Genomic DNA, 24,163 nt, shown 5'->3' with positions numbered 1-24,163 from the left:
CGCTCAGCCCGCCAGCTCGGCGAGGGCCGCGGCGAACACCTCGGTGTGGGTGTCGACGTCGCGCTCGGTGGTGTCGGGGCACATCAGCGCCATGTTGTGGAAGGGCGTCAGGAGGATGCCCCGGTTGGCGAGGTGGAGGTGGAGGAAGTCCTCGAGCTCCTCGTCGCCGGCCGCCGCGGACTCGGTGCCGGTGCGGGGCGCGGGCGAGGCGAAGCGGTACTCGGTGCGGGCCCCGAGCCTGCTCACCGACCAGGGCAGGGCGTGGGCGTCGACGCCCGCGCGGACGCCCGCCTCGAAGCGTTCGGAGAGCTTGGTCATGTGGGCGAACGCGTCGTCGGTGAGGACGTGTTCGAGGGTGGCGCGCATGGCGGCGACCGAGAGGGCGTTCCCGGCCAGGGTGCCGCCGACGCCGCCCATGTCGACGAGGTCGAGGTCGGCGCGACCCAGCAACCGGTCGGCGAGTTCGGCGGACAGGCCGTAGGCACCGGCGGGGATGCCGCCGCCGATCGCCTTGCCGACGGTGAGGAGGTCGGGCTCCAGGTCCCAGGCGGCCGTGCAGCCACCGGGGCCGGCGGAGAGGGTGTGCGTCTCGTCGTTGATGAGCAGCGTGCCGTGACGTCGGGTCAACTCCCTCACGCCCGCCAGGTATCCGGGCTCCGGCAGGACGATGCCGATGTTGGTGAGGGCGGGTTCCATGAGGACGGCGGCCACGTCGCCGTGGGCCAGTGCGCGCTCCAGCTGCTCCAGGTCGTTGAACTCGGCGACCCGGCTGGTGAGGGTGACGTCGCAGGGGGCGCCCACGTTTCCGGGGCGGGCCGTGCCCTCGCCGTCGGGTCCGACGACGATCAGGGACTCGTCGACGCTGCCGTGGTAGCTGTAGCTGTTCACGAGGATCTTCGGGCGGCCGGTGACGGCCCGGGCCAGCCGGATCGCCCACCGGTTGGCGTCCGTCGCGGTGAGCGAGAAGCTCCAGCGGGCCAGCCCGAAGCGGCGGGTCAGCTCGGCGCCGACCCATTCGGCGTCCTCGGTGGGCAGCATCGCGGTCGCCCCGCCGAGTTCGGCGAACCGGCGCTGGACGGCTTCGGCCACCGGCGCGGGTGAGTGTCCGGCCATGGCACCGGTGTCGCCGAGGCAGAAGTCGATGTACTCCTGGCCGTCGATGTCGGTGACCCGGGCGCCCCGGGCGCTGTCCAGGTAGCGGGGGAAGGGGCCGGCCGTCTTGTTCATCCAGGTCATCGGGACCCGCCCGAAGAGATGGCCGGCGCACGCGTAGGCGTCCCGGGAGCGCGGGCAGCGCCGCTCGGCCTCCGCCCTCTCGCGGGCCAGGAGGTGCTGAAGGCGGGTGCGGTCCATGGTTACCCCGGGCGGTGAGTGCCGACTGATCGACGGCAGCGTACGGCTGAAAACGTACTGATCTCAAGGTCTGAGAACTGATTCGATTGTCGCCACGATTGATTCGAGCGTCGTCGACCCGCCAGGAGAGCCCGCGTGACCGTCACCGACCGCATCGCCCTCGATCCCCTCGGCGCCGACATCGCCGCCGAGTGCGCGCGGCTGCGGGCCCTCGGCCCGGTCGTGCCCGTCGAGCTGCCCGGCGGCATCCCCGCCTGGGCGCCCACGGGGTACGACACGCTCAAGGAGCTCATCCTCGATCCGCGGGTCAGCAAGGACCCCCGGCGGCACTGGAGGCTGTGGCCGGAGATCGACCGGCACCCCTCGTGGGGGTGGGTGCTGGGCTGGATCGGCGTGGTCAACATGCTCTCGACCTACGGCGCCGACCACACGCGGCTGCGCAGGCTGGTCGCGCCGAGCTTCACGCACCGTCGCACCGAGGCGATGCGGGCGCGGGTGGAGGCGATCACGGCGGAGCTGCTGGACGCGATGGCGGCGGACGAGTCCGAGGTCGTCGACCTGCGGGCGGCGCTGGCCCATCCCCTGCCCATGCGCATCATCTGCGAACTCTTCGGTGTGCCGGACGCGTTGGTGCCCGACACGGGGCGGCTCATCGCGGCCATCATGGACACCTCCGACCCGTCCCCCGAGCACGCCGCGTCCGTGCAGCGGCAGATCGGCACCGTGCTGCCCGCGCTGATCGCCCACCGCGCCGAGCACCCCGGCGACGATCTGACGACCGAGCTGATCCGGGTGCGCGACGAGGACGGCGACCGGCTCAGCGACGAGGAGCTGATGTACACGCTGCTGCTGGTCATCGGCGCCGGGTTCGAGACCACCGTGAACCTGATCGGCAACGCCGTCGTCGCCCTGCTGCGCCATCCCGGACAGCTGCGCGCGGTGCGCTCGGGGGAGATCGGCTGGGACGCCGTCGTCGACGAGACGCTGCGCCGGTATCCGTCCATCGCCCAGCTCCCGCTGCGCTTCGCGGTCGACGACCTCACGGTCGGCGGGGTGACCGTGCCGGCGGGCGACGCCATCATCACGACGTACGCCGCCGCCGGGCTGGACCCCGCCCGTTACGGGCCGGACGCGGACGCCTTCGACGCGGGGCGCGGCGCGGACGACCATCTGGCGTTCGGCATCGGTGTGCACCGGTGCATCGGGGCTCCGCTCGCCCGACTGGAGGCGCTGACGGTGCTGCCCGCGCTCTTCGGACGCTTCCCCGACCTGCGGTTGGCGGTCGGGGAAGGGGAGCTGCGGCAGGTGCCGTCGTTCATCGCGTTCGGCTGGCGGGAGGTGCCGGTGCGGCTCCGCGGCTGAGACGAGAGCAGGGGCGCGACCGGTCCCCCGTTCCGGTCGTGCCCCTGCGGCTCGATGAACTTACGTGAATGGCGGAGCCGTTGTGAATCGCGTTCGTGCCAGATGCGGCGCCGTGGGCACTCACCTGTGCACAGGTGAGTCCGAATAGCACGCTTTCGCACGGCGACCGGCTATGCGGCGAGCCGTGGGTGCGGGACGTCCCCGGTCGCCAGATGCGCGAGGACGACCTCATACAGGTCGCTGCCGCCGGCGAGGAGCTGGCGTTCGAGGACGGGTTCCGCGCTGCGGACGTGCTCGCGCACGGTCTGCGCGTGGACGCCGAGCGCCTGTGCGGTCCGTTCGGAGTTCCCGCCGGCGGCGATCCAGGTGCGCAGCGTGCGGCGCAGGTCGCGGGCGTCGAGGGCGAGGCGGCCGACGAGTTCCTGCCCCCAGGTGCGCAGCGCGGGCCCGGACAGTACGTCGCAGAGCCCGGCGGCCGCCTCCTGCTCGGCCGCCGGGGCGGCGGGTCCCGGCTCCATCCCCACCTGGGTGTTCAGCGCCAGATGGACGACGGCCCGGGCGGTGAGGTCGGAGAAGGACACACCGAGCAGGCCCTCGACCCGCTCCATCCGGGCGCGCACGGTGTTGCGGCTGACGCCCAGCACCTTGGCCGCGTTCACCGCGGTGAACTCCAGGCCGAGCCGGGTGGTGGCGAGGAGTTCGGCCCGCGTGTGGTGCGCCAGCGCGTCGAGCGGGCGCAGCAGCTGGGCCGTCCAGCTGTGCAGGAGCTCGGGGTCCATCAGGCGCTCGGGGTGGGTGCGTTCGGCGTAGACCGCCGCGTGGTCCGGCCGGAAGTGGGCGACCGCGAGGGCGCTGACGGCCTGTCCGTAGGCGGTGGCGGTGCGGGCGAGGCTCTGCCGGGCGCTGCCGCCGAGGAAGGTACCGGGGCGGCGGCCGATGACGGTCCGCAGCTCACGGGCGGCGGCCTCGCCGGGGGTGACGACGATGACGTGCTGGTCCATCGCCGGGCAGCGTACGACGAGGGCCTGCTCGGCGGTGACGTGCAGGCACTCCTCCAGCAGCCGGTCGCGTTCCTCGGCGGCGCTCTCGACGACGTAGACGCAGGCCGAGTCGGTGTCGAGCAGCCCCGGCCACAGCCCGGCGGCCACCCGGCGGGCGGAGACGATGTCCTCCACCATGAGCAACTGGAGGATCGCCAGCCGCAGATCGGACGTGGCCCGTTGCAGCCGGTGTCCCGCGGCGGTGGACTCACGGGCCCTGAGCAGGAGTTCGACGACCTGGGCGGTGTGCGTCACCATGTCGGCGGCCCGCCGGTCGAACGGCACGTCACGGGAGACCGCCAGCACGCCCGCCGCGGCCGAGCGCGGCTGCCCCACTCTGACCAGCCGCTGGTGGCGCCCGTCGCCCTCCCAGGCGGCGGAGGCGATCCGGCCCGTGACGATGTCGGCGACCAGGACCTCGTCGAGCGGAATGGGGGTGCCGGCGAGGAGGTTCCCGGTGTCGTCCTGGAGCACGACCGTCCCGTGCACTCCGTCCGCGAGCCAGGCCACCACCCGCCGGACGTCCCGCCCGGCCGGCCGCAGCTGCTCCAGCAGTTCCTGCGCCCACGGCACCTCGGCGTGCGTCCCTCGCACGCCGTCCTCGCTGCCCGCCACGTCACCCTTCTCCTCGTCCCTCGCGTCGCCTTCGCCCTGCCGGTCACGGGACCGTACCTCACACCCGGGCGAGGGTCTCCCCCGCCGACACGGCGGTACGAGGGGCCGAACGCCAGTGCGAGGGACCGAACCCTTCGGCGCTGCGCCGCCACCGTCCTCCTGCGTGGCCGACGCCCCTGTACGGCATAAGCTCGGCGGATGGCGAAGTACTTCGACGTGCACCCCGACAACCCGCAGCCGCGCACCGTCTCCCAGGTCGCGGACAGCATCCGGGCCGGGGCACTCATCGCGTATCCGACGGACTCCTGTTACGCGCTCGGCTGCAAGCTGGGCAGCCGGGACGGCATCGAGCGGATCCGCACGATCCGCCGGCTGGACGACCGGCACCACTTCACCCTCGTGTGCCAGGACTTCGCGCAGCTGGGCCAGTTCGTACGGGTGGACAACGACGTGTTCCGGGCCATCAAGGCCTCGACGCCGGGCAGTTACACCTTCATCCTGCCGGCGACCCGGGAGGTGCCGCGCATGTTGCAGCACCCGAAGAAGAAGACGGTCGGCGTCCGCATCCCCGACCACGTGGTCACCCAGGCCCTGCTCGCCGAGCTCGGCGAGCCGCTGCTGTCCAGCACCCTGCTCCTGCCCGACGAGGACGAACCGATGACCCAGGGCTGGGAGATCAAGGACCGCCTCGACCATGTGCTGGACGCGGTGGTCGACTCGGGCGAGTGCGGCACCGAGCCGACGACCGTCATCGACTTCTCCGACGGCGAGGCGGAGATCGTACGGCGGGGAGCGGGCGACACGTCACGGTTCGAGTGAGGAGGCCCCGGGGCGAGGCGCCTCACGGGCCAGGGGGCGAGGGGGGCCTCGTACGCCACTTGCATGGTGCGTGAAACGATATTCACGGCCCGACCCCGCCGGGCCGGCGAGCTGCTCGCCGTCACATGCACAGAGAGGCACCCCCCATGACCTCCGTACAGGGAACAGCCGTGGACGTCCCCACCGCGGACGGCGTCGCCGACGCCTATCTGGCCCACCCCGAGGACGGGCTTCCCCGCCCTGGCGTCCTGCTCTACCAGGACGCCTTCGGACTGCGCCCGCACCTGCGGTCGATGGCCGACCGGCTCGCCGGCGAGGGGTACACGGTCCTGGTGCCCAACGTCTTCTACCGGCACGGCCGTTCACCCGTCTTCGACCTGCCGGAGTTCATCGACACCGACGCGCGGCCCGACCTGTGGAACGCGATCGGCCCGGTCATGCAGTCCCTCACCCCCGAGCTCGCCATGCGGGACGCCGGCTCGTATCTGGACTGGCTGGCGGAGAGCCCGTTCGTGGCCGACGGTCCGGTGGCGCTGACCGGCTACTGCATGGGCGCCCGGCTCACCCTGCTGACCGCGGGCACCTACCCGGACCGGGTGGCGGCCGCGGCCGGTTTCCACGGCGGCCGTCTCGCCACCGACGCCCCGGACAGCCCGCACCTGGTCGCCGAACACGTCACCGCCGAGCTGTACTTCGGGCACGCCGACGAGGACGCCTCGATGCCGCCGGAGCAGATCCGGCTCCTGGAGGACACCCTGACCGCGGCGGGCGTACGGCACCGCAGCGAGGTCTATCCCGGCGCGCACCACGGTTACACGCAGGCCGACACCTCGGCGTACCACCGCGAGGCTGCCGAGCGGCACTGGGCGGCGCTGCTGGACCTGCTGAAGCGGACGTTCTGAGACACACCAACCCAGGGCGGCGCACACGGGGGACCGTGCGTGCCGCCCCGCCCGGCGTATTCCGTCGACTTCATTGACATGACCGCGTCGCAGCGCAACGCTGAGAGCGCTCTCAGAACAGGTACGGACCAATCCCGTCCCTCCCCTATCCCCCCACGGAGGTGGAGAGTGCCCGGACGACTCAGGCATCGGCTCCTGGCGGCCGCAGGAGCAGCGGCCCTGCTCGGCACCCTGCTCACGCTCGGCTCGCCGTCCACCGCGAGCGGTGCGGTACCCGCCACGATCCCGCTCAAGGTGACCAACAACTCCGGCCGCGGCGACCCGGTCTACGTCTACAACCTCGGCACCCACCTGGCCACGGGCCAACAGGGTTGGGCCGACGCGGACGGCACCTTCCACGCCTGGCCCGCGGGCGGCAACCCGCCGACGCCCGCACCGGACGCGTCGATAGCGGGCCCGGCGGCGGGCCAGTCGAAGACGATCCGTATCCCCAAGTTCTCCGGCCGCATCTACTTCTCGTACGGCAAGAAGCTGGACTTCCGCCTCACCACCGGCGGTCTCGTGCAGCCGGCGGTGCAGAATCCGAGCGACCCGAACCGCGACATCCTCTTCAACTGGTCGGAGTACACGCTCAACGACTCGGGGCTGTGGCTCAACAGCACCCAGGTCGACATGTTCTCCGCGCCCTACGCGGTCGGGGTCCAGCGCGCCGACGGCAGCACGGTGAGCACCGGGCACCTCAAGTCCGGTGGCTACACCGCCGTCTTCAGCGCCCTGCGCGCCCAGTCGGGCGGCTGGGGCGGCCTGGTCCAGACCCGCGCCGACGGCACGGTGCTGCGCGCGCTGTCTCCCGCGTACGGCCTGGAGACGGGAGCTCTGCCGGCCTCCGTCCTCGACGACTACATCAACCGGGTCTGGCAGAAGTACGCCACGTCGCCCCTCACGGTGACCCCGTTCGCCGACCAGCCGAACACGAAGTACTACGGCCGGGTCTCCGGTGGCGTCATGAACTTCACCAACTCGTCCGGCGCGGTCGTCACCAGCTTCCAGAAGCCGGACGCGAGCAGTGTCTTCGGCTGCCACAAGCTCCTCGACGCCCCGAACGACGCCGTCCGCGGCCCGATCTCCCGCACCCTGTGCGCGGGCTTCAACCGCTCGACCCTGCTCACCAACCCCAACCAGCCGGACACGTCGTCCGCGGCCTTCTACCAGGACCCGGTGACCAACCACTACGCCCGCGTCATCCACGACCGGATGGCGGACGGCAAGGCGTACGCGTTCGCCTTCGACGACGTCGGGCAGCACGAGTCCCTGGTGCACGACGGCAACCCGCTCCAGGCGTATCTGACGCTCGACCCGCTCAGCTGAGGAAGCCGCCACGTCCGTCCGGGGGCACAGTGGAGGGATGGACGCAGACAAGAGGAACATTCTGGCGCGGGGCCGGGTGGCGACGAGGCTGCCGGCGCAGGATCTGGACCGGGCACGGCGGTTCTACTCCGAGGTGCTCGGTCTGGAGCCGGTCGACGAGCGGCCGGGGGGACTGCTGTACCGGTGTGGCGGGACGGAGTTCGCCGTGTTCAGCTCGACGGGGGCGGCCCCCGGCACGTTCACCCAGATGGGCTGGGAGGTCGACGACCTCGACACGCTCGTCGCACAACTCCGGGAGCGCGGTGTGACGTTCGAGGAGGTCGACGTGCCGGGCCTGCGGACGAAGGGCGGGATCGCCGATGTCGAGGGGCACTATCCCAGCAAGGGATTTCGCGGAGAGCGCGCCGCGTGGTTCCGGGACAGTGAGGGCAATCTGCTCGGCATCGGGGAACCGGTGGTCTGAGAGCCGGGCCTGCCGCTCAGGCGTCGCGCCGCAGGAACTCACGGGCGCCGCGCAGCCTCGTCCGCAGGGTGCGCTGCGTCCGCCTGCTGTCCAGGCGGACGTCCAGCGCGCCCGGGGCGCCGGTGTCGGCACGCCGTCCGGCCGGGAGCCGGGAGGCGTCCAGGCCGTCGCGGGCGGCGATCAGGACGCCGAGTTCGTGGCGGCTGACGGCGTCAGGGCCCGCGAGATGGCACACACCGGCGTGATCGCCGGCGGCGAGTTCGAGGAGCGCGGCGGCGAGGTCGGCGACATGGACGGGGCAGCGGATGTCGTCGGTGAACAGCACGCCGTCGCGCCGCCCGGCGGCCAGGTCGTGGACGAAGGCCTCGTGCGCGGAGCCGCCGTCGCCGACGATCAGTGAGGTGCGGGCGATGACGGCGGCCGGGGCGAGCACCCGGATCGCCGTCTCGGCGGCGGCCTTCGCGGCGCCGTACGGGGTGATCGGATCCGGCATGGCGGACTCGTCGTAGCGGACGTCGGAGCCGGAGAAGACCGCGTCACTGGAGACATGCACCAGCCGGGAGCCAAGCCCGCTCACCGCCACGGCCATCCGAACCGCACCGTCGGCCGTCGCACCCCAATCGCCTTTGCGATAGGCCGCGTTGACGACGCCATCCGGCCGCACGTCCCCGACCACCGCCTCGATCTCACCCGCCCGCCGCAGGTCCATCGGCAGCCAGTGCACCCCGGCCAGATCACCCGCACGCGTCGCGAAGGTCGCCGCCACGGCATGCCCAGCAGCCGTCGCCTGCCGAACCACCTCACGGCCCAGAAAGCCACTGCCGCCGACGATCAGGATCTTCATGATCGACCACGTTAGGGCCACGCCGTACCTCGCACCCCGCCGAGCCGGGAAATGGAGGCGACCGGCCATCAGTCGCTCGGCAGAATGCCGTCATGACCACGGAGTTCAGCGGGATGATCGAGTGCAGGCCCCTGGCCCGTATCTGGGGCGTCGAGGACGAGGACGCGGTATGGCAGGCCGCCATCGACGTCGATCTCCTCAACACCGGCAATGCCTACAACGCCCTCGCCTGTCTCTTCGGCGTCCGCAATTCCTTCGGGTTCCGGCCGCTCGCCGAGGGGCGTGGCCTGCCCGAGGACGCCTCGGACGAACTGCGTGAGAGGTTCGCGAGCTGGGGAGGGACGGACTCCGCCTGGGGGACGACCTGGATCACCTGGGCCGAGTTACAGGCCGCCGACTGGGACGAGACCGATGGGTCGGGCAGGAACAGCCGCCGTGCCGTCGCCGGCGCCGAGACGCACTGGGCCCCGGTGTGGGACGTGATGCGGACCCTCGCCGGGGTGCACGGGGCGGAACATGTGCGGCTGGTGGTCTGGTTCGACTGACGTCGTCACCCCGGCTCGCTCCGCCCAAATCGTTCATGGCTCAATATCGCCCCCCTGTGACCGAAGTGAACACGTGGTGGTCCAGAGTTCGCTGGTTACTGCTGGTAATGCTTGCTTTACGCGGGCCTTACGGCGTAGACCTTGCCCCAGCACTCGCGGTGGCTCTGGGGGGAGTTGGCGTATGGAAGGCACCGTCGACGGATTTCGCTACGGCGCGGTGACGCCGGTCGCGGCGTATGTCATGGCCTGTCTGGGTGGGGCTTTAGGGCTGCGGTGCATCGTGCGGTCGCTGCTCAACGCCCAGTCGTGGAAGCCCGGTTGGCTGGCCCTGGGCGCCGCGTCCATCGGGTGCGGCATCTGGACGATGCACTTCATCGCGATGATCGGCTTCCAGGTCGAGGAGACCCGGATCCGCTACGACACGGGCCTCACCCTCCTCAGTCTGGCCGTGGCGATCGTCGTGGTCGGCATCGGCGTGTTCATCGTCGGCTATCGCGGCGCCGGCACCGCCAACCTGGCCTTCGCGGGCATCGTCACCGGGCTCGGCGTCGCGGCCATGCACTACCTCGGCATGTACGCCATGCGCCTCAACGGCGCCATCAACTATGCCCCGTTCACCGTCGCCCTCTCGATCGTGATCGCGATCGTCGCCGCCACCGCGGCCCTGTGGGCGGCCGTCACCATCCGGGGTTTCCTGACGAGCCTCGGCGCCAGTCTCGTCATGGGCGTGGCCGTCTCGGGCATGCACTACACGGCGATGGCCGCCGTCAGCGTCCATGTGCACGGCACGACGGGCGGTTCCTGGGCCGGCGCCTCGGCGTCCTCGCTGCTGCTGCCCATGCTGGTGGGACCGGTCATCTTCCTCGTCCTGGCCGGTGTGGTCGTGATGTTCGACCCGCTGCTGGTGCTGGGCGACGGCGACTGGAACCGCCCCACCGCCCGCCGGAAGCCTGCCGTGCCGCCCGCCGAAGATGCGCCCGCACCGACGCACAGCTCGCTCTTTGAGACTCCCGCCGGCCCTTCACGGGCACGCCAGCACCCGTACGACACCCCGCAGCGCGCGGGCGAGTGGTGACACCGGCCCCAACGACCATGCTCACCGCGCTCGTTCACCGGCACCAGGACTCCCCGCCGACCGGCCTCCGCTAGATCGTTGTTACGGTTCACCGGTGTCTGACTCTTCACGCGATACCGCCGAGGGCGCCGGCTGGGGTGCCGCACAACGCGGCGCCTACGAGCGCCTGATGCCGTCCAAGGTCGAGAAGATCTCGTGGCTCGATCCCAGGATGCTGTGGGCGGCCCGCAACGGCGTACTGGCCTCCTGGTTCGGCGACCCGACGGGCCGCACCCGCAGCCGGTGGGTCGCCCAGCGCGCCGCGGCCGGGGCCCCCGCGGACAAGGTGATCCGGCGCGACGACCCGGACCGCTTCTCCTTCATGGTCATCGGCGACACCGGCGAGGGAGACGCACCCCAATACGCCGTCGTGCCCGGCTTCTTGAAGGTCAGTCAGGACACAGAGTTCACCGTCCTCGCCAGCGACGTGATCTACCCGGTCGGCAGCGCCGACGACTACGGCACCAAGTTCTTCCGCCCGTACCAGGACTACCGGGCGCCCATCTACGCGATACCCGGCAACCACGACTGGTACGAGGACCTCGGCGGGTTCATGCGCGTCTTCTGCGACGACGCCCCACCGCTCGCCCTCGAATCCGCCCCGCGCCCCCTCACCCGCGCCTGGCTGCGCTCCCTGCTCTGGCACCGCCCGCGCCGCCACGACGGCCAACACCTCGACAAGGCACGGCAGTTGCGGTCCGCCTCAGCCCAACAGGCCGTCCAGCCGGGCCCGTACTGGGCGATCGACGCCGGACCGGTGCGGATCATAGGCATCGACACCGGACTGCTCGGCACCCTCGACGCCGAACAGGGCGCCTGGTTGCGCGAGGTGTCCCAGGGACCGCGCCCGAAGATCCTGGTCACCGGCTCGCCTCTGTACGTGGACGGCGAGCACCACCCCTGCCCCATCGACGGCGGCGGCACGGTCGACGACCTCGTCCGCGACCCGGCCCACCACTACATCGCGGCGATAGGCGGCGACATCCACAACTACCAGCGCTACCCGGTCGACGTGGACGGCCGCACCATCCAGTACGTCGTCTCGGGCGGCGGCGGTGCCTTCATGCACGCCACCCACACCATCCCCCGGGTCGACATCGCGGGCGTCACCGAGGACACCTTCCGCTGCTATCCCCTGCGCGGCGACTCCCTGGCCTTCTACAGCAGGCTCTACGGCCGCCGGCTGCGGCTGCGCCGCTTCTTCACCCTCACCGACGCGGAGGCGGCGGCCGTCGTCGCCGAACGCCTGCAGATCCGGCCGGGCCGCGCCCCAGGACCGGAGGCCCGCATCACCCGGCGCACCCGCCTGGTCGCCGGGCTGCTGGGCACCGGCCGCCGCCCCGACCAGGCCAAGCGGTTCCGGCTCCCCGTGCGCAAGATCTACACGCAGTTGTTCTCGCCGAGCTCGGCGACCTACAGCCCGCCGTTCTTCAAGTGCTTCCTGCGCCTGGACGTCACCCCGGAGTCCGTCACGCTGCGCTGCCACGCGGCGACCGGGAACCTCGCCCAGGAGCTCGACCCGCCGGTCGAGGACGAGGTCACCATCGCCCTGACCTGACGGGAACATCACGGGACGAGCCCGGGTTGGCACTGCCGTACGACGTTGATCCATGACCTGTGGAGGGGCCCGTGCCACCCACCTCTCGTCCGCTGCGCAAGCTGGGCTTCCTCACCATCGGACTGTTCGACGAGGCGGACCCGCGCCGCGGTCACGAGTCCACGCTGGAGATCATCGAGCTGGGCGAGCGGCTCGGCTTCGACAGCGCCTGGCTGCGCCACCGGCACCTCCAGTACGGCATCTCGTCCCCGGTCGCCGTCCTCGCCGCCGCCTCGCAGCGCACCCACCGCATCGAACTCGGCACCGCGGTCATCCCGCTCGGCTGGGAGAACCCGCTGCGGCTGGCCGAGGACCTGGCGACCGTCGACCTGCTGTCCGGGGGCCGGGTCAACCCGGGGGTGAGCGTGGGTCCGCCGATGCACTACGACCAGGTCAAGGAGGCCCTCTACCCGGACACGGCGGAGGCCGAGGACTTCTCCTACGAGCGGGTGCGACGGCTGCTGGACTTCGTGCGCGGCAAGTCCGCGACCGACTTCAGCGGGGTCGAGGGCTTCGAGGTGTTCTCCGATCGCGTGCAGCCCCAGTCCCCCGGCCTCGGCAGCCGGCTCTGGTACGGCGGCGGCAGCCTCGGCTCGGCGCGCTGGGCCGGCGAGCACAGCATGAACTTCCTCACCAGCAGCGTCGTCAAGGCCGAACGCCCCGAGGAGACAACGGACTTCGCCGAGATCCAGCTGTCCCACATCCGCGCCTTCCGCGCCGCCCACCCCGACGGCGCGGCCGCCCGGGTCTCCCAGGGGCTCGTCGTCATCCCGACCGACTCGGCCTCGCCCGCTCAGCGCGCGAAGTACGAGGAGTACGCCGCCAAGCGCACCCCTCGCACCACGTCACCGCAGGGCCCGGCCCGGCTGATGTTCGCGCCGGACATCGTCGGCACCTCGGCCGAGATCGCCGAACGGCTGCACGCGCACGCCGCGTTCCGGGAGATCGACGAGGTCGCGTTCGCGCTGCCGTTCACCTTCGAGCACGAGGACTACGTCCAGATCCTCACCGACATGGCGACGAAGCTCGGCCCGGCGCTGGGATGGCGGCCCGCAGGCTGAAGTCACCAGCGGCCGGGGGCGGTCCCCACGACCGGCTGCGACGGCTTGCCGTCCACGCCCACGGGGATGTCGCCCGTCAGCATCACCCGGTGCATGGTGCGGGGGAAGTCCAGGTGGGCGTTGTCGCTGGGGGCCAGGTGGATCGTGGCCCGGTTGTCCCAGAAGGCCACGCTGCCCGGCTCCCAGCGGAAGCGGACCGTGTACTCGGGCCGGACCGCCTGCTCCAGCAGCATGTCGAGGATCGCCCGGCTCTCGGGACGGGAGAGGCCGACAATCTGCTCCAGGTAGTAGCCGTTGACGAACAACACCCGCTCCCCCGTCTCCGGGTGCACTCGGACCAGCGGGTGCTCGGAGGTCACCTGGTGATCCAACAGGTGCCTCAGATAACGGTCGTCACCGGGCCGCGGCTGATAGCCGACGCCGAGCCGGTGCTCGGCGCGCAGTCCGTCCACGAACTCCCTTACCGGGGCGGAGAGTCCGGCGTAGGCGGCGGCCAGGTTGGACCAGGTGGTGTCGCCGCCGTAGGGCGGGACGGTCTCGGCGCGCAGGATGGTCGCGGCGGGCGGGTCGACGCGGGCGCCGTGGTCGCAGTGCCAGCCGCGCAGCAGGGTGTGCCGGCGGCGTTGCAGCCACTCGTCGTGCTCCATGCCGAACCTCCCGCCCAGCTCCAGCCGGTCGGCGGTCGTCTCGACCTCGGGGAAGTCCGGCGGCGAGGCGCTCCCCCGCTTGCGCAGCACGACCGGTTCACCGAACCGGCGCGCGAACGCCACATGCCCGGCGTGGTCCAGCTTCTGGTCCCGGAAGAACACCACCTTCCACCGCAGTACGGCCGCACGGATCGCGGCGACCGCGGTGTCGTCGAGCTCTCCGGCCAGGTCGACGCCCGTGATCTCCGCGCCGATGTGCCCGGCGACCGGCTTCACCTCGATCCCCGACACACCCTCCGCTGCCGTCGCGTCCCTGCCCGTATTCGTCGTCATGGCGAAGATCGTGTCAGCGATCACGGGCTCTGGCGACAGCGCCTGCCCAGGATCTCCTCGACCAGCTCGGTCACGGACCTCCCCGTCGTGTCGATGCGGCACAGTCCGGCCGCGTCGACGGACTCCCGCATCAGCTGCTGGAAGCGCCGCGTGCGGGCCAGGAACCGGTCCACCAGGTACCGCTCCTCGGCGCTCGCCACCGCGTAGCGTGCCGAGACGTGCATCCGGTCGGCCAGCACCTCCTCGTCCGCGGTGAGCCAGACGGCCTCGGTGTGCGGGGTGCCGAGCGTGGCGACGCGGCTGGGCCAGAGCGCGGAGCCTTCGAGCACCAGGCCCGGCCCCTCGCCCTCGGCATGCTCGGTGATCAGCTCCTCGATGCGCGGCCACAGGCGGGCGTAGTGGTCGAGCACGGAGTCGATCAGCTCGTCGACGGCGAGGGTGCCGTAGTGCTCGGCGACATGGGGCGGCACCTCCCGGTCCGGTGTCCGCCAGGGCCGGCCGGGATGCCGGGCCAGCAGATCCGTCGGGCGGTACGTGAACCCGAGCCGCTCGGCGGCGGCCCGGGCCACGGTCGACTTGCCGGTGTGGGAGGTTCCCCCGATGAGCAGTACGCGCATCTCATCGACCATAGGTGACGTCACACGGTGAACTCCCGTATCACCGTGTTCCGGAACACCGCCGTCCCGTCGATCGTGAACAGCGCGAGCCCGGTGTCGACCAGATACGGGAACGCCTCCGACGAGTGCACGTACCGGCCGTCGTCCACGAACATCTCGACGGACGTCCGGTCGACCAGGATGCGCAGCTTGACCGTGCGGGCGGAGCGGTCGAAGGGGCTGTGGCTCTCCTGCCACTTGCCGGAGGTGTCGGGGTTGACGGTGTTGCGGCGGTTGAGGAACGCGTAGTCGCCGTAGATGCCGGCGTCGATGTGCCGCCCCCCGTCGGCGGAGCGGCGCAGCTGGAAGCCCGCGCCGGTCAGCGAGTCCCAGGTCACCTCGGTGGTCACCTCGTAGGAGATGCCGGTGTAGTCGAGGACGCGGGTGCCGGACACCGACAGGTCACCGAGGTCGATCGTGCGCGAGACATGGTTGTCCAGGGCCGCGATCGGGCGCGAGGCCAGGTAATAGGTGCCGGCGGACGCGCGCTTCAGGGTGATCTCGCGGACGATCGAGTCCGTCCCGTTGAAACCGTCGCAGTCGATGGTGGGGGTCGTGTTGGCGTAGTCCCAGTTGTTCAGCCAGCCGATCGCGTAGCGGGCGCGCTCGTCGAGGGTGCCGTCCGCGGCCCGCTTCTCGAAGGTGACGGCCCCGTACCAGTCCCAGCCGTGGTCGAGCCACTGCGGGTCGCTCGCGTCGGGGGTGAAGGTGGTGCCGTTGAAGGAGCCGGTCCAGTAGGCGTACGTGTTGGGCAGCCCGGACCCCTTGCCGTTGGCACTCACGCCCAGCACCCACTTCACCGTGCCGTCCGAGGCCGTGATGCGGAACAGGTCGGGGCACTCCAGGACGCCGATGCCGTCCTTGACGAACCCGCCCACGTACGTCCAGGACTTGAGGTCCGCCGAGTGATAGAAGCCGACCTTGGTGTTCTCGGCGAGGGCCATCACCCAGCGGCCGCGTTCCTCGTCGCGGATCACCTTGGGGTCGCGGAAGTCGCGTACACCGGGGTTGGGCAGTACCGGGTCGGTGCCGTGCGGGAGGAACGTGCGGCCGCCGTCCGTGGAGTAGTACAGGAACTGCTCCTGGTGGTCGGTGCCGCCGCCGGGCGACATCGTGACCAGGACGATCACCGCGCCCGCGCCGAAGCCCGCGGTGTTGTCGGTGTCGACGACCGCCGAGCCCGACCAGACGTCGCCGTTGACGGTGGTGTCCTTCGGGACGGCGATGCCCCGGTCGGTGAAGGAGACCAGGTCCCGGCTGGTGGCGAGCCGCCAGGCGGTGCCCGCCTCGGTGCCGCCCGTGAGGTAGTCCGGGTTGTAGAGGTAGTAGTAGTGGTACTCGCCGTCGATCCACACCGGCCGCTGGGGATCGTTCTTCCACTGGTCGGGGACCGTGAAGTGGTAGGCGGCGCGATAGCTGGCGCAGGCCGCGGCCGCCTTGGGTTTCGCCGCGGCCGGTGACGTCGGCAGCAGTGCACCGGCCGCGCCGGCCGCCGATCCCGCGAAGAGCGCTCTTCTGGAAAGTCTCATGGCCACAGGACTGTGCGGCCTAACACGTTAAAGGTCAAGGTTTCTAACACGTTAAAGGTGGAGCCGTCACGACTCTTGACAGGGACGTGGCACGGTTCCCATCATCTGGGGCATCAACCCTGAACTAACACGAGTTAGGCCCGTTGGATGACCGACTCGCACTTCTCTCGCCGCTCGCTGTTGCGGTACGGCGCCTACGGCGCGGGGGCCGCCGCGCTGGCCGGCACCGCCGCGAGCTGGGACCGGCTCACGGGAGCCGACATACCCGGCCGTGACGACGGTTCCCTCGTCGTCGCCACCCTCGGCCCGGCCTACGGCCCGGAGGCCATCCGCACGCTCACCGAGGGCTTCAGGAAGTCCCACCCCGACATCAAGCTGCGGATCAACGCGGTGCAGGCCACGGACTGGTCGGACTTCTTCGCGAAGATCCTCACCCAGATCGCCGCGGGCACCGCCCCCGACCTCGTCTACGTCGCCACCGAGGGCGTCCAGCTCTTCGCCCAGCGCCTCGGCGTCGCCCTCGACAAGTGGGTGAAGCGGGACGCGGACGAACTGCGCGAGTACTTCGCCGACGTCCACCCCTCGCTGGTGGAGTCGATGATGTACGAGGGCAGCCTCTACCAGCTCCCCGTCGAGTTCAACGCGGCCGACATCTACCTCAACAGCCAGGTCCTCAAGCGGGCGGGCGCGTCCTTCCCTGCGGCCGACTGGACCCGCGACGACTTCACCGCGCTGCTGCGGGACATGAAGAAGTCCAGCGGTTCGCAGTTCACGCCGTACTTCTGGACCAACCGGCTGTGGGGCGGGGTCGTGCCGTGGCTGTTCGCCAACGACACCAACCTGCTGAGCGAGTCCAAGGCCCCCGGCGGCGCCTGGCTGTGGGACTCCTTCTACCCGGCGGCCGACCGGCAGGGCCGCGGCGGCGGCTACCGCTGGACGACCCCGCAGGCCACGCACGAACGCGTCGAGGAGGCCTACGACTATCTGGCCTCCCTCATCCAGGAGGACCTGTGCACCCGCCCCGAGGGCGGCAACGGCCAGAACCTCATCGGCGTGTTCTCCACCGGCCGCGTCGGCGTCACCCCGGCGGGCGGCTTCTGGGCGGGCGGTCTGAACCTGGCCGGCATGAAGCCCGGCAGCTTCGACGTGCAGTACTTCCCGCGCTGGCGCACCCAGCGCATGCAGTTCGGCGCCGCCGGCTACGCCCTGCTGCGCACCTCGAAGCTCCAGGACGAGGCCTGGGAGTTCATCAAGTTCGCGTCCCGCAGGGACACCCTGATGCGGCTCTTCGAGACCAACCAGACCACCCCGGCCCGCCGCTCGATGCTCACCGCCGACCGCTACCGCGAGATGGGCCCGAGCCACTGGCAGGTCTTCTACGACACCCTCGACAAGTTCCCCGACACCGGGCCGATCCCCGCCCCGCCGCAGGTGGCCGAGGTCGAGCAGGTGCTGCTCAAGCACACCGGGACCGCCCTGGCCTCGCGGCGCTCGGTGGCCCCCGCGCTGCGCCGGATGCAGTCCGATCTGGAGAAGGCCATGGAGCGTGACGTATGACGAACACCCAGATACCCGCCGTACGACCGCAGCAGCCGGTGGCCGAAGCCGCCCCCGCACCCCGGCCGTCCGCCCGCGAGCGCGGGACGCGGCTGCTGGCCGCGCTGTTCCTGGCGCCGACCATCGTCGGGATCGTGATCTTCACGGTCGTCCCGATCGTCGGATCGATCGTGCTGAGCCTCTTCCACTGGAACGTGATCGACTCACCCACGTTCGCCGGAGCGGCCAACTACCGCGAGATGGTGAACGATTCGACCGTTCTGGTCTCCTTCCGCAACACGCTCGTGTTCATGGTGCTCGCGGTGGCGCTCCAGCTGCTGATCGCGCTCACCCTCGCCCTGGCCGTGAACGGGCGCATGCCGGTGTGGCTGCGGTCGGTGTTCCGCTCGGCGTTCTTCTTCCCGCTCATCCTGTCCGCCGCGTCGATCTCGGTGGTGATGAAGTACCTGTTCAACCAGGACTTCGGGCTCGTCAACTGGCTCCTCGGGCTGATCGGGATCGCTCCCGTGCCCTGGCTGACCTCGGAGAACTCCGCGATGGCGGCAGTCATCCTGGTCTATGTCTGGCAGCAGTTCGGCTTCTCGTTCCTGTTGTTCGTCGGCGGTCTGAACAACATCCCGAAGGAGATCCACGAGGCCGCCTCCCTCGACGGCGCGACCGGACTGCGCAAGCACCTCAGCGTCACGCTGCCGCTGCTGTCCCCGACCCTGCTGGTCGCGTCGGTGGTCGGCATCATCAACGCGCTCCAGGTCTTCGAGCAGCCGTACGTCCTGACCAACGGCGGGCCCGGCGACTCCACCCGCACCGTCGTGATGGTCATCTACGAGACCGCGTTCGAGCAGCTCCGCTTCGGCGAGGCGTCCGCCGTGGGCGTGCTGCTGTTCGTGCTCGTCATGGCGGTCACCGCCCTCCAGTTCCGGCTCAGCCGGCGTTTCGTCCACTACCAGTGAGCCGGGTGAACTCCCCAATGAGCCAAGCGACCTTGACCGCGAGCCGGGCACGGCACACCCTCGCGCCCTGGGCACGGATCGCCGGCCTGGCGGTCTGCGCCCTGCTGACCCTGGGACCGGTCATCTGGACCGTCTCGACCTCGCTGCGCACCCCGGCGGAGTCCTTCGACCTGCCGCCGAAGATCATTCCGACCAGTCCGACGATCGAGTCGTACCGTGGTGTCTTCGATCAGATCGATGTGTGGCTGCTGGCCCTCAACTCCACGCTGGTGACCGCTTTGATCGCGGTCGGCCAGATGATCACGGCCGGGCTCGCTGGTTACGCGTTCGCCCGCCTCGAGTTCCGCTTCAAGAAGCCGCTGTTCGGTCTGGTCCTGGCGACCATGATGGTCCCCTTGCAGGTCACGATCGTTCCGGTGTTCCTGGTGCTCAAGTCGATGGGTCTGACCGACACCCTGCTCGGTTTGATCATTCCGGCGTTCCCGACCGCCTTCGGCACCTTCCTGATGCGGCAGTACTTCCTCGGCATGCCGAAGGACCTGGGCGAGGCCGCGATGCTCGACGGCTGCGGGCCCTGGCGGACCTTCCGCTCGGTCTACGCCCCGCTGGCCACGCCCGGCCTCGCGATCGTCGGCGTGCTGGCCTTCAACTACCACTGGAACGAGTTCTTCCGGCCGCTGATCCTGGAGACCTCCGGCCAGAACTACACCCTGCCGCTGGGTCTCGTCTCGCTCCAGGGCAACCTCGGCACCGGCTCCATCTCGGTGGTCCTCGCCGGTGTCGTGCTGTCCATGATCCCCGCCGTCGCCGTGTTCGTCGTCGGCCAGCGCCCTCTGCGCGAGGGCATCACGTCCGCAGGAGTCAACCGTTGAACGTCGACCCCGACGCCCCGCGTTTCCGGGTCCGCCCGCCCGCCAACTGGATCAACGACCCGAACGGTCCCTTCCGTTGGCGCGACCGGTACCACCTCTTCTACCAGCACAACCCCGAGGCCCCCGTCCACACGAACGTCCACTGGGGCCATGTCTCCAGCCCCGACCTCGCCCACTGGGAGCACCACCCGATCGCGCTCACCCCGACCCCTGGCGGCCCCGACGAGGCGGGCTGCTGGTCAGGCTGCGTGGTGGACGACAACGGCGTACCGACCGCCGTCTACACCGGCATCGACCGCCGGCACACCGGCCTCGGCACGATCTGCCTGGCCCGCGCGGTCGTCCCGGACGACGAGACCCTCACCGACTGGAAGCCGCTGCCCACACCCGTCGTGGACAGCCCGCCGGAGGGTCTGGACGTGGTGATGTTCCGCGACCCGTTCGTCTTCCGCCACGCCGGACGACGCTGGGCCCTGGTCGGCGCAGGACATGCCGATGGCACGCCCTCGGTCCTGCTCTACGACTGCGACGACCTGGCCGACTGGCGGTTCGCGGGCGTCCTGCTCGACGGCAACGACCCGGTCGCGACGGACATGTTCGGCGACAAGGCGGTCGGCTGGGAATGCCCGCAGCTGTACACGACGGCGAGCGGCGCGTGGGTGCTGGTGGTGTCGCTGTGGGACGGCGACCCGATGAGCACCGGCTATCTGACGGGCCGTCTGGAACCCGACAGCGACGGCGGATTGAGGTTCGCGGCACGCGGTGGCGGTCAACTCGACCACGGGCGCGACTTCTACGCCCCCGCCGTGCTCCAGGAGGACCACCGGGCCCTGATGTGGGGCTGGTCGTGGGAGTCCCGCGAGCAGGACGAGATCGACCGCGCGGGCTGGGCCGGCACCCTCACCGCGCCCAGGGTCGTGGGCGTCCACGCCGACGGCGCCCTGAGCGTCGTACCGGCACCGGAGCTCCAACTGCTGCGCGCCCCCGAGCCGTTCGTGACCGCACCGGACGAACGGGCCCCGCTGCCGCGGTCGTACGACCTGACGGTCACCGCCCGCGCCCGGACGACCGTAGGTCTGCTGCGGTCCGCGGACGGCACGGAACTGACCGTCGTACTCGATCCCGACGAGGGGACGGTGACCGTGGACCGCGGCGCGGGGAGCCTGGCACCGATCGTCGTACGGGCGCCCGCGCGTCAGGTGCGCATCCTGGTCGACGGCTCCCTCGTGGAGGTGTTCGTCGACGACCGGGCGACGGTCACCGAGCGGGTCTACCGGCGCGACGGCGACGTACCGGAGCTGACCGTGACGGGAGAAGGGGCGACCGTCATCGGATGGGAGCAGGTCCCACCGACGCACGGCTGATCACCGGACACGCGAGACGCCGTACCGTCGCGGGCGGCGTCTTGCCCGTGTCGATCGCGTCGAGGAGCAGCCGCGTCGCCGCCTCGCCCATCGCCCGGTGCGGCAGCGCGACCGTGGTGAGGGGCGGGGAAAGATGGGCGGCCATGTGCTCCTGGTCGTCGTAGCCGACCACGGACAGCTCCTCGGGGACACCGATCCCGAGCCGGGTCGCGGCGTGCAGGACGCCCGCCGCGACCCGGTCGTTGTAGCAGAAGACCCCGGTCGGGCGGCGGTCGGCGGGCACCCCGTCGAGCAGCTTGAGCGCTCCCTCGTAGCCGCCGGAGATCTCGCCGCCCGTCCGCACGACCCACTCCTTCGGGACGGTGATCCCCTCGGCACGGAGGGCGTCGCGGAAGCCGCGCAGCCGCTCCACGGAGGCGATGTCGTCGAGGCCTCCGACGTGGGCGATCCTGCGGTGGCCCTGGTCGAGGAGCAGCCTGGCGGCCGTACGGCCTCCCGCGCGTTCGGCGGGGATGACGGCGGGCAGCGAGTCGTCCTCGGGGACGCAGTTGGCGAGGACCGAGTGGGTGCGGTGCAGGCCCTCGGGGACGCGGACGCGGCGCAGGGAGAAGGCGGCGTAGATGATGCCGTCCACGCGCCGGTCGAGGAGTTCGGCGACCGCCGCGTCCTCCTTGGCCGGGTCGCCGCCGGAGTCGACGGTCAGGACGAGGTGCTCGCTGTCCCAGGCGGTCTCCATGGCGCCGCGCAGCAGCCGGCCCGCGAACGGTGAGGAGGCGATCTCGTCGGTGACCAGGCCGATCACAGCCGTACGGCGGCGGCGCAGGCCGCGGGCGACGGGGTCGGGGCGGTAGCCCAGCTGGGCGGCGGCCTGGCGGATGCGTTCCTGGGTGGCGGGCGAGAGGTTGCCCTCGGCGCGGCCGTTGAACACGAAGGAGACCGCGGTGTGCGAGACCCCGGCGAGCCGGGCGACGTCCCGTGACGTGGGGCGTCCCTTGCCCGTCGGCTGCTGCTCCTCGGTGCTGCCCATGCCGTCCGCTGTCCTCATCCCCGCTGTCCCCGATTTGCGCTTGATCACCGCTCACCCTATCCGTGACGCTGGAGGGACGACATGGTCGAGGGAAAGGTCCGGCAGTGATCAACGTCCCGGTACACACACTCAACGACGGCACGCGCTTCGCGGCGCTCGGCCTGGGCACCTGGCCCCTGGGCGACGCGGAGGCGGAACGGGCGGTGACCGAGGCCCTGGGCCTGGGCTACCGCCTGGTCGACACGGCGACGAACTACCGCAACGAGGCCGGAGTCGGCCTGGGTGTCGCCCGCAGCGGCGTCCCGCGCGAGGAGGTCGTGGTGACCACGAAGCTCCCGGGCCGCCACCACGGCTACGAGGAGACCCTCGCCTCCTTCGAGGAGTCCCGCCGCCGTCTCGGCCTCGACTACGTCGACCTGTATCTCATCCACTGGCCGCTCCCCCGCGTCGACAAGTACGTGGACTCCTGGCGGGCCATGATCAAGCTGCGCGAGGACGGTCTCGTGCGGTCGATCGGCGTCTCCAACTTCACGCGCGAGCACATCGAGCGGCTGGAGAAGGAGACGGGCGTGCTGCCGTCCGTGAACCAGATCGAGCTGCACCCGCACTTCCCGCAGGAGGAGCTGCGCGCCTTCCACACGGCGAAGGGCATCGTGACCGAGAGCTGGAGCCCGCTGGGCCGCCGTTCCGACCTGATGGAGGACCCCGTGGTGGCCGGCATCGCCGAGGCGCACGGGGTGACACCGGGCCAGGTCGTCCTACGCTGGCACACCCAGCTCGGCGCGGTGCCGATCCCGAAGTCGTCCGACCCCGCGAGGCAGCGCGCGAACCTCGACGTCTTCGGCTTCGAGCTGGACCCGGACCAGTTGGCGGCGATCGCCGACCGGGAGCACCGGCGGCAGGGCGGCGATCCGGAGACGCACGAGGAGTTCTGAGCCAGCGGGGTACTCGGCGCACTGAGGACCGCCAGGGAAGGGAGTCGCAGATGACCGCGCGGGAACGGCTGCGGGACTACCACGCCAAGCGTGACTTCGGGCGGACCGGTGAGCCGCGCGGCCGGGGAGCCGCCGTGGGCGACGAGCCGCGCTTCGTCGTGCAGATCCATGACGCGAGCACCCTGCACTTCGACTTCCGGCTGCAGGTGGGCGACGTACTGAAGTCCTGGTCGGTGCCCAAGGGTCCGTCCGGCGACCCCCGGGACAAGCGGCTCGCCGTGCCGACCGAGGACCATCCGCTGGAGTACGAGGAGTACGAAGGGGTGATCCCGGCGGGCGAGTACGGCGGCGGGACCGTCATCGTGTGGGACCACGGGACGTTCGAGCCGCTCAGCCACGACCGCAAGGGGCGGCCCGTCGACTTCGCGGAGTCGCTGGACCACGGGCACGCCACCTTCCGCCTGCACGGGGAGAAGCTGCGGGGCGAGTACGCCCTCACCCGGTTCCGCACCGGGAAGGACGAGTCCTGGCTGTTGGTGAAGGGCTCCGCGGATCACGCACGGCGGCAGGGGACGCCCGATCCGCGACGGGCCCGCTCGGTCCGCTCCGGGCGGACGCTCGCCCAGGTCGCCGGGAACGGCTGACGACAGTCTCCTGAATCCGCCCCCAGTCTGCTGAATCCGCCCCCAACTGCCGTTCCCTGCCTCTATGTTCGCAGCGGTACGCCGTAGATCGTCCGCCCGAGCCTCTGGAGGCCCCCGTATGCGCACCCAGCTCCGCGTCGCCACCGCCGGGACGCTGGCCCTGGTCACCGCCCTCGCCGGTGGCACCGCCGCCCACGCGACCCCGCCGGGTCCCGGGGTCACCGCGAAGCTGATCGCCCAGAGGACCGTCGGCGACACCGACTACACGGTCCGGGAGATCACCGTGCCGCCCGGTCAGGCGACCGGCTGGCACTACCACGACGGTGTCGTGTACGGGTACGTGAAGCAGGGCACGCTCACGCACTACCACTCCGACTGCGCCGTCGACGGCGTCTACGCGCAGGGCACCGTCGTGCGCGAGCCGGGCGGGCCGAGCGACGTCCACCTCGGCCGGAACCTCGGCGACACCCCGCTCGTCCTGGAGGTGCTGTACGTGCTGCCACACGGCTCGCCGTTCTCCGAGGACGTGCCCAACCCGGGCTGCCCCTTCGAATAGTCCGAACAAG

Annotated in this window: 23 protein-coding genes; 16 read left to right on the top strand and 7 right to left on the bottom strand. The window is 71.0% G+C overall.

Annotated features, from left to right (window positions below; translation table 11 throughout):
• Nucleotides 1-3 precede the first annotated feature (3 nt).
• Nucleotides 4-1,353: a transaminase gene (locus IQ210_RS12845; RefSeq protein ID WP_194079078.1), complete on the bottom strand. Its 1,350-nt coding sequence runs from the start codon at nt 1,351-1,353 to the stop codon at nt 4-6.
• A gap of 135 nt (nt 1,354-1,488) precedes the next feature.
• Between IQ210_RS12845 and IQ210_RS12840 the strand changes: the two genes are divergently transcribed.
• The gene (locus IQ210_RS12840) at nt 1,489-2,715 is read left to right on the top strand and encodes a cytochrome P450 family protein (protein ID WP_194079077.1); all 1,227 of its coding nucleotides are present in this window, start codon (nt 1,489-1,491) and stop codon (nt 2,713-2,715) included.
• A 170-nt stretch (nt 2,716-2,885) separates the two neighbouring features.
• On the opposite strand, the gene IQ210_RS12835 is transcribed toward IQ210_RS12840, so the two are convergent.
• Nucleotides 2,886-4,370: a helix-turn-helix domain-containing protein gene (locus tag IQ210_RS12835; protein WP_194079076.1), complete on the bottom strand. Its 1,485-nt coding sequence runs from the start codon at nt 4,368-4,370 to the stop codon at nt 2,886-2,888.
• Between the two features lie 198 nt (nt 4,371-4,568).
• Here IQ210_RS12835 and IQ210_RS12830 point away from each other — a divergent pair, with 198 nt between their 5' ends.
• From IQ210_RS12830 to IQ210_RS12815, 4 genes are all read left to right on the top strand, one after another.
• Entirely contained in the window at nt 4,569-5,189 is a 621-nt protein-coding gene (locus IQ210_RS12830) for an L-threonylcarbamoyladenylate synthase (protein WP_194079075.1), read from the top strand.
• 146 nt (nt 5,190-5,335) lie between these two features.
• Nucleotides 5,336-6,091, top strand: a complete 756-nt coding sequence (locus IQ210_RS12825) for a dienelactone hydrolase family protein (protein WP_194079074.1) — start codon at nt 5,336-5,338, stop codon at nt 6,089-6,091.
• Nucleotides 6,092-6,259: 168 nt separating this feature from the next.
• Entirely contained in the window at nt 6,260-7,459 is a 1,200-nt protein-coding gene (locus tag IQ210_RS12820) for a glycoside hydrolase family 64 protein (protein WP_194079073.1), read from the top strand.
• Nucleotides 7,460-7,496: 37 nt separating this feature from the next.
• Nucleotides 7,497-7,922 carry a VOC family protein gene (locus IQ210_RS12815; protein WP_194079072.1) on the top strand — a complete coding sequence of 142 codons (426 nt, stop codon included), beginning with the start codon at nt 7,497-7,499 and terminating at the stop codon, nt 7,920-7,922.
• Between the two features lie 16 nt (nt 7,923-7,938).
• Here IQ210_RS12815 and IQ210_RS12810 read toward each other — a convergent pair whose 3' ends face one another.
• Nucleotides 7,939-8,766 (bottom strand): sugar nucleotide-binding protein, encoded by an 828-nt coding sequence (locus IQ210_RS12810; protein ID WP_194079071.1) that lies wholly within the window; start codon nt 8,764-8,766, stop codon nt 7,939-7,941.
• Nucleotides 8,767-8,858: 92 nt separating this feature from the next.
• On the opposite strand from IQ210_RS12810, the gene IQ210_RS12805 reads away from it, so the two are divergent.
• The 4 genes from IQ210_RS12805 (at nt 8,859) to IQ210_RS12790 (ending at nt 13,083) form a co-directional block, all read left to right on the top strand.
• Nucleotides 8,859-9,311, top strand: a complete 453-nt coding sequence (locus IQ210_RS12805) for a hypothetical protein (RefSeq protein WP_194079070.1) — start codon at nt 8,859-8,861, stop codon at nt 9,309-9,311.
• 181 nt (nt 9,312-9,492) lie between these two features.
• The gene (locus IQ210_RS12800) at nt 9,493-10,386 is read left to right on the top strand and encodes an MHYT domain-containing protein (protein ID WP_194079069.1); all 894 of its coding nucleotides are present in this window, start codon (nt 9,493-9,495) and stop codon (nt 10,384-10,386) included.
• A gap of 94 nt (nt 10,387-10,480) precedes the next feature.
• Nucleotides 10,481-11,983, top strand: a complete 1,503-nt coding sequence (locus IQ210_RS12795) for a metallophosphoesterase family protein (RefSeq protein WP_194079068.1) — start codon at nt 10,481-10,483, stop codon at nt 11,981-11,983.
• 71 nt (nt 11,984-12,054) lie between these two features.
• Nucleotides 12,055-13,083, top strand: coding sequence for an LLM class flavin-dependent oxidoreductase (locus tag IQ210_RS12790; protein ID WP_194079067.1), 1,029 nt, complete (start codon nt 12,055-12,057; stop codon nt 13,081-13,083).
• 2 nt (nt 13,084-13,085) lie between these two features.
• Here the strand turns inward: IQ210_RS12790 and IQ210_RS12785 are convergent, their stop codons facing one another.
• From IQ210_RS12785 to IQ210_RS12775, 3 genes are read right to left on the bottom strand one after another with little or no spacing between them, the layout of a single operon-like run.
• Entirely contained in the window at nt 13,086-14,063 is a 978-nt protein-coding gene (locus tag IQ210_RS12785; protein ID WP_194079066.1) for a TauD/TfdA dioxygenase family protein, read from the bottom strand.
• A gap of 20 nt (nt 14,064-14,083) precedes the next feature.
• A complete protein-coding gene (locus tag IQ210_RS12780; protein ID WP_194079065.1) occupies nt 14,084-14,680 on the bottom strand; it encodes an AAA family ATPase in 597 nt (198 codons plus the stop codon).
• 20 nt (nt 14,681-14,700) lie between these two features.
• Nucleotides 14,701-16,248 carry a glycoside hydrolase family 32 protein gene (locus IQ210_RS12775; protein WP_194079064.1) on the bottom strand — a complete coding sequence of 516 codons (1,548 nt, stop codon included), beginning with the start codon at nt 16,246-16,248 and terminating at the stop codon, nt 14,701-14,703.
• Between the two features lie 147 nt (nt 16,249-16,395).
• On the opposite strand from IQ210_RS12775, the gene IQ210_RS12770 reads away from it, so the two are divergent.
• Genes IQ210_RS12770 through IQ210_RS12755 form a run of 4 tightly spaced genes read left to right on the top strand, consistent with a single transcriptional unit; the run spans nt 16,396 to nt 20,991 of the window.
• Nucleotides 16,396-17,805: an extracellular solute-binding protein gene (locus IQ210_RS12770; protein WP_194079063.1), complete on the top strand. Its 1,410-nt coding sequence runs from the start codon at nt 16,396-16,398 to the stop codon at nt 17,803-17,805.
• Nucleotides 17,802-18,755: a carbohydrate ABC transporter permease gene (locus tag IQ210_RS12765; protein WP_194079062.1), complete on the top strand. Its 954-nt coding sequence runs from the start codon at nt 17,802-17,804 to the stop codon at nt 18,753-18,755. Before IQ210_RS12770 ends, IQ210_RS12765 begins: the two co-directional genes overlap by 4 nt.
• A gap of 17 nt (nt 18,756-18,772) precedes the next feature.
• Nucleotides 18,773-19,627, top strand: coding sequence for a carbohydrate ABC transporter permease (locus tag IQ210_RS12760; RefSeq protein WP_126269958.1), 855 nt, complete (start codon nt 18,773-18,775; stop codon nt 19,625-19,627).
• Nucleotides 19,624-20,991, top strand: coding sequence for a glycoside hydrolase family 32 protein (locus IQ210_RS12755; protein ID WP_194079061.1), 1,368 nt, complete (start codon nt 19,624-19,626; stop codon nt 20,989-20,991). Before IQ210_RS12760 ends, IQ210_RS12755 begins: the two co-directional genes overlap by 4 nt.
• Here the strand turns inward: IQ210_RS12755 and IQ210_RS12750 are convergent.
• Nucleotides 20,954-22,018 (bottom strand): LacI family DNA-binding transcriptional regulator, encoded by a 1,065-nt coding sequence (locus IQ210_RS12750; RefSeq protein ID WP_194079060.1) that lies wholly within the window; start codon nt 22,016-22,018, stop codon nt 20,954-20,956. The genes IQ210_RS12755 and IQ210_RS12750 overlap by 38 nt on opposite strands.
• A gap of 104 nt (nt 22,019-22,122) precedes the next feature.
• Between IQ210_RS12750 and IQ210_RS12745 the strand changes: the two genes are divergently transcribed.
• The 3 genes from IQ210_RS12745 to IQ210_RS12735 all read left to right on the top strand — a co-directional run bounded on the left by IQ210_RS12745 (nt 22,123) and on the right by IQ210_RS12735 (nt 24,153).
• Nucleotides 22,123-22,953: an aldo/keto reductase gene (locus tag IQ210_RS12745; protein ID WP_194079059.1), complete on the top strand. Its 831-nt coding sequence runs from the start codon at nt 22,123-22,125 to the stop codon at nt 22,951-22,953.
• A gap of 50 nt (nt 22,954-23,003) precedes the next feature.
• Nucleotides 23,004-23,597, top strand: a complete 594-nt coding sequence (locus IQ210_RS12740; RefSeq protein ID WP_194079058.1) for a DNA polymerase ligase N-terminal domain-containing protein — start codon at nt 23,004-23,006, stop codon at nt 23,595-23,597.
• A gap of 118 nt (nt 23,598-23,715) precedes the next feature.
• Nucleotides 23,716-24,153 carry a cupin domain-containing protein gene (locus IQ210_RS12735; protein ID WP_194079057.1) on the top strand — a complete coding sequence of 146 codons (438 nt, stop codon included), beginning with the start codon at nt 23,716-23,718 and terminating at the stop codon, nt 24,151-24,153.
• Nucleotides 24,154-24,163: the final 10 nt, after the last annotated feature.

The organism is Streptomyces justiciae, from assembly GCF_015163075.1.
GTDB lineage: Bacteria > Actinomycetota > Actinomycetes > Streptomycetales > Streptomycetaceae > Streptomyces > Streptomyces justiciae.
The sequence above is the reverse complement of the archived record's forward strand: the minus strand, read 5'-3'. Positions and strand labels throughout refer to the sequence as shown.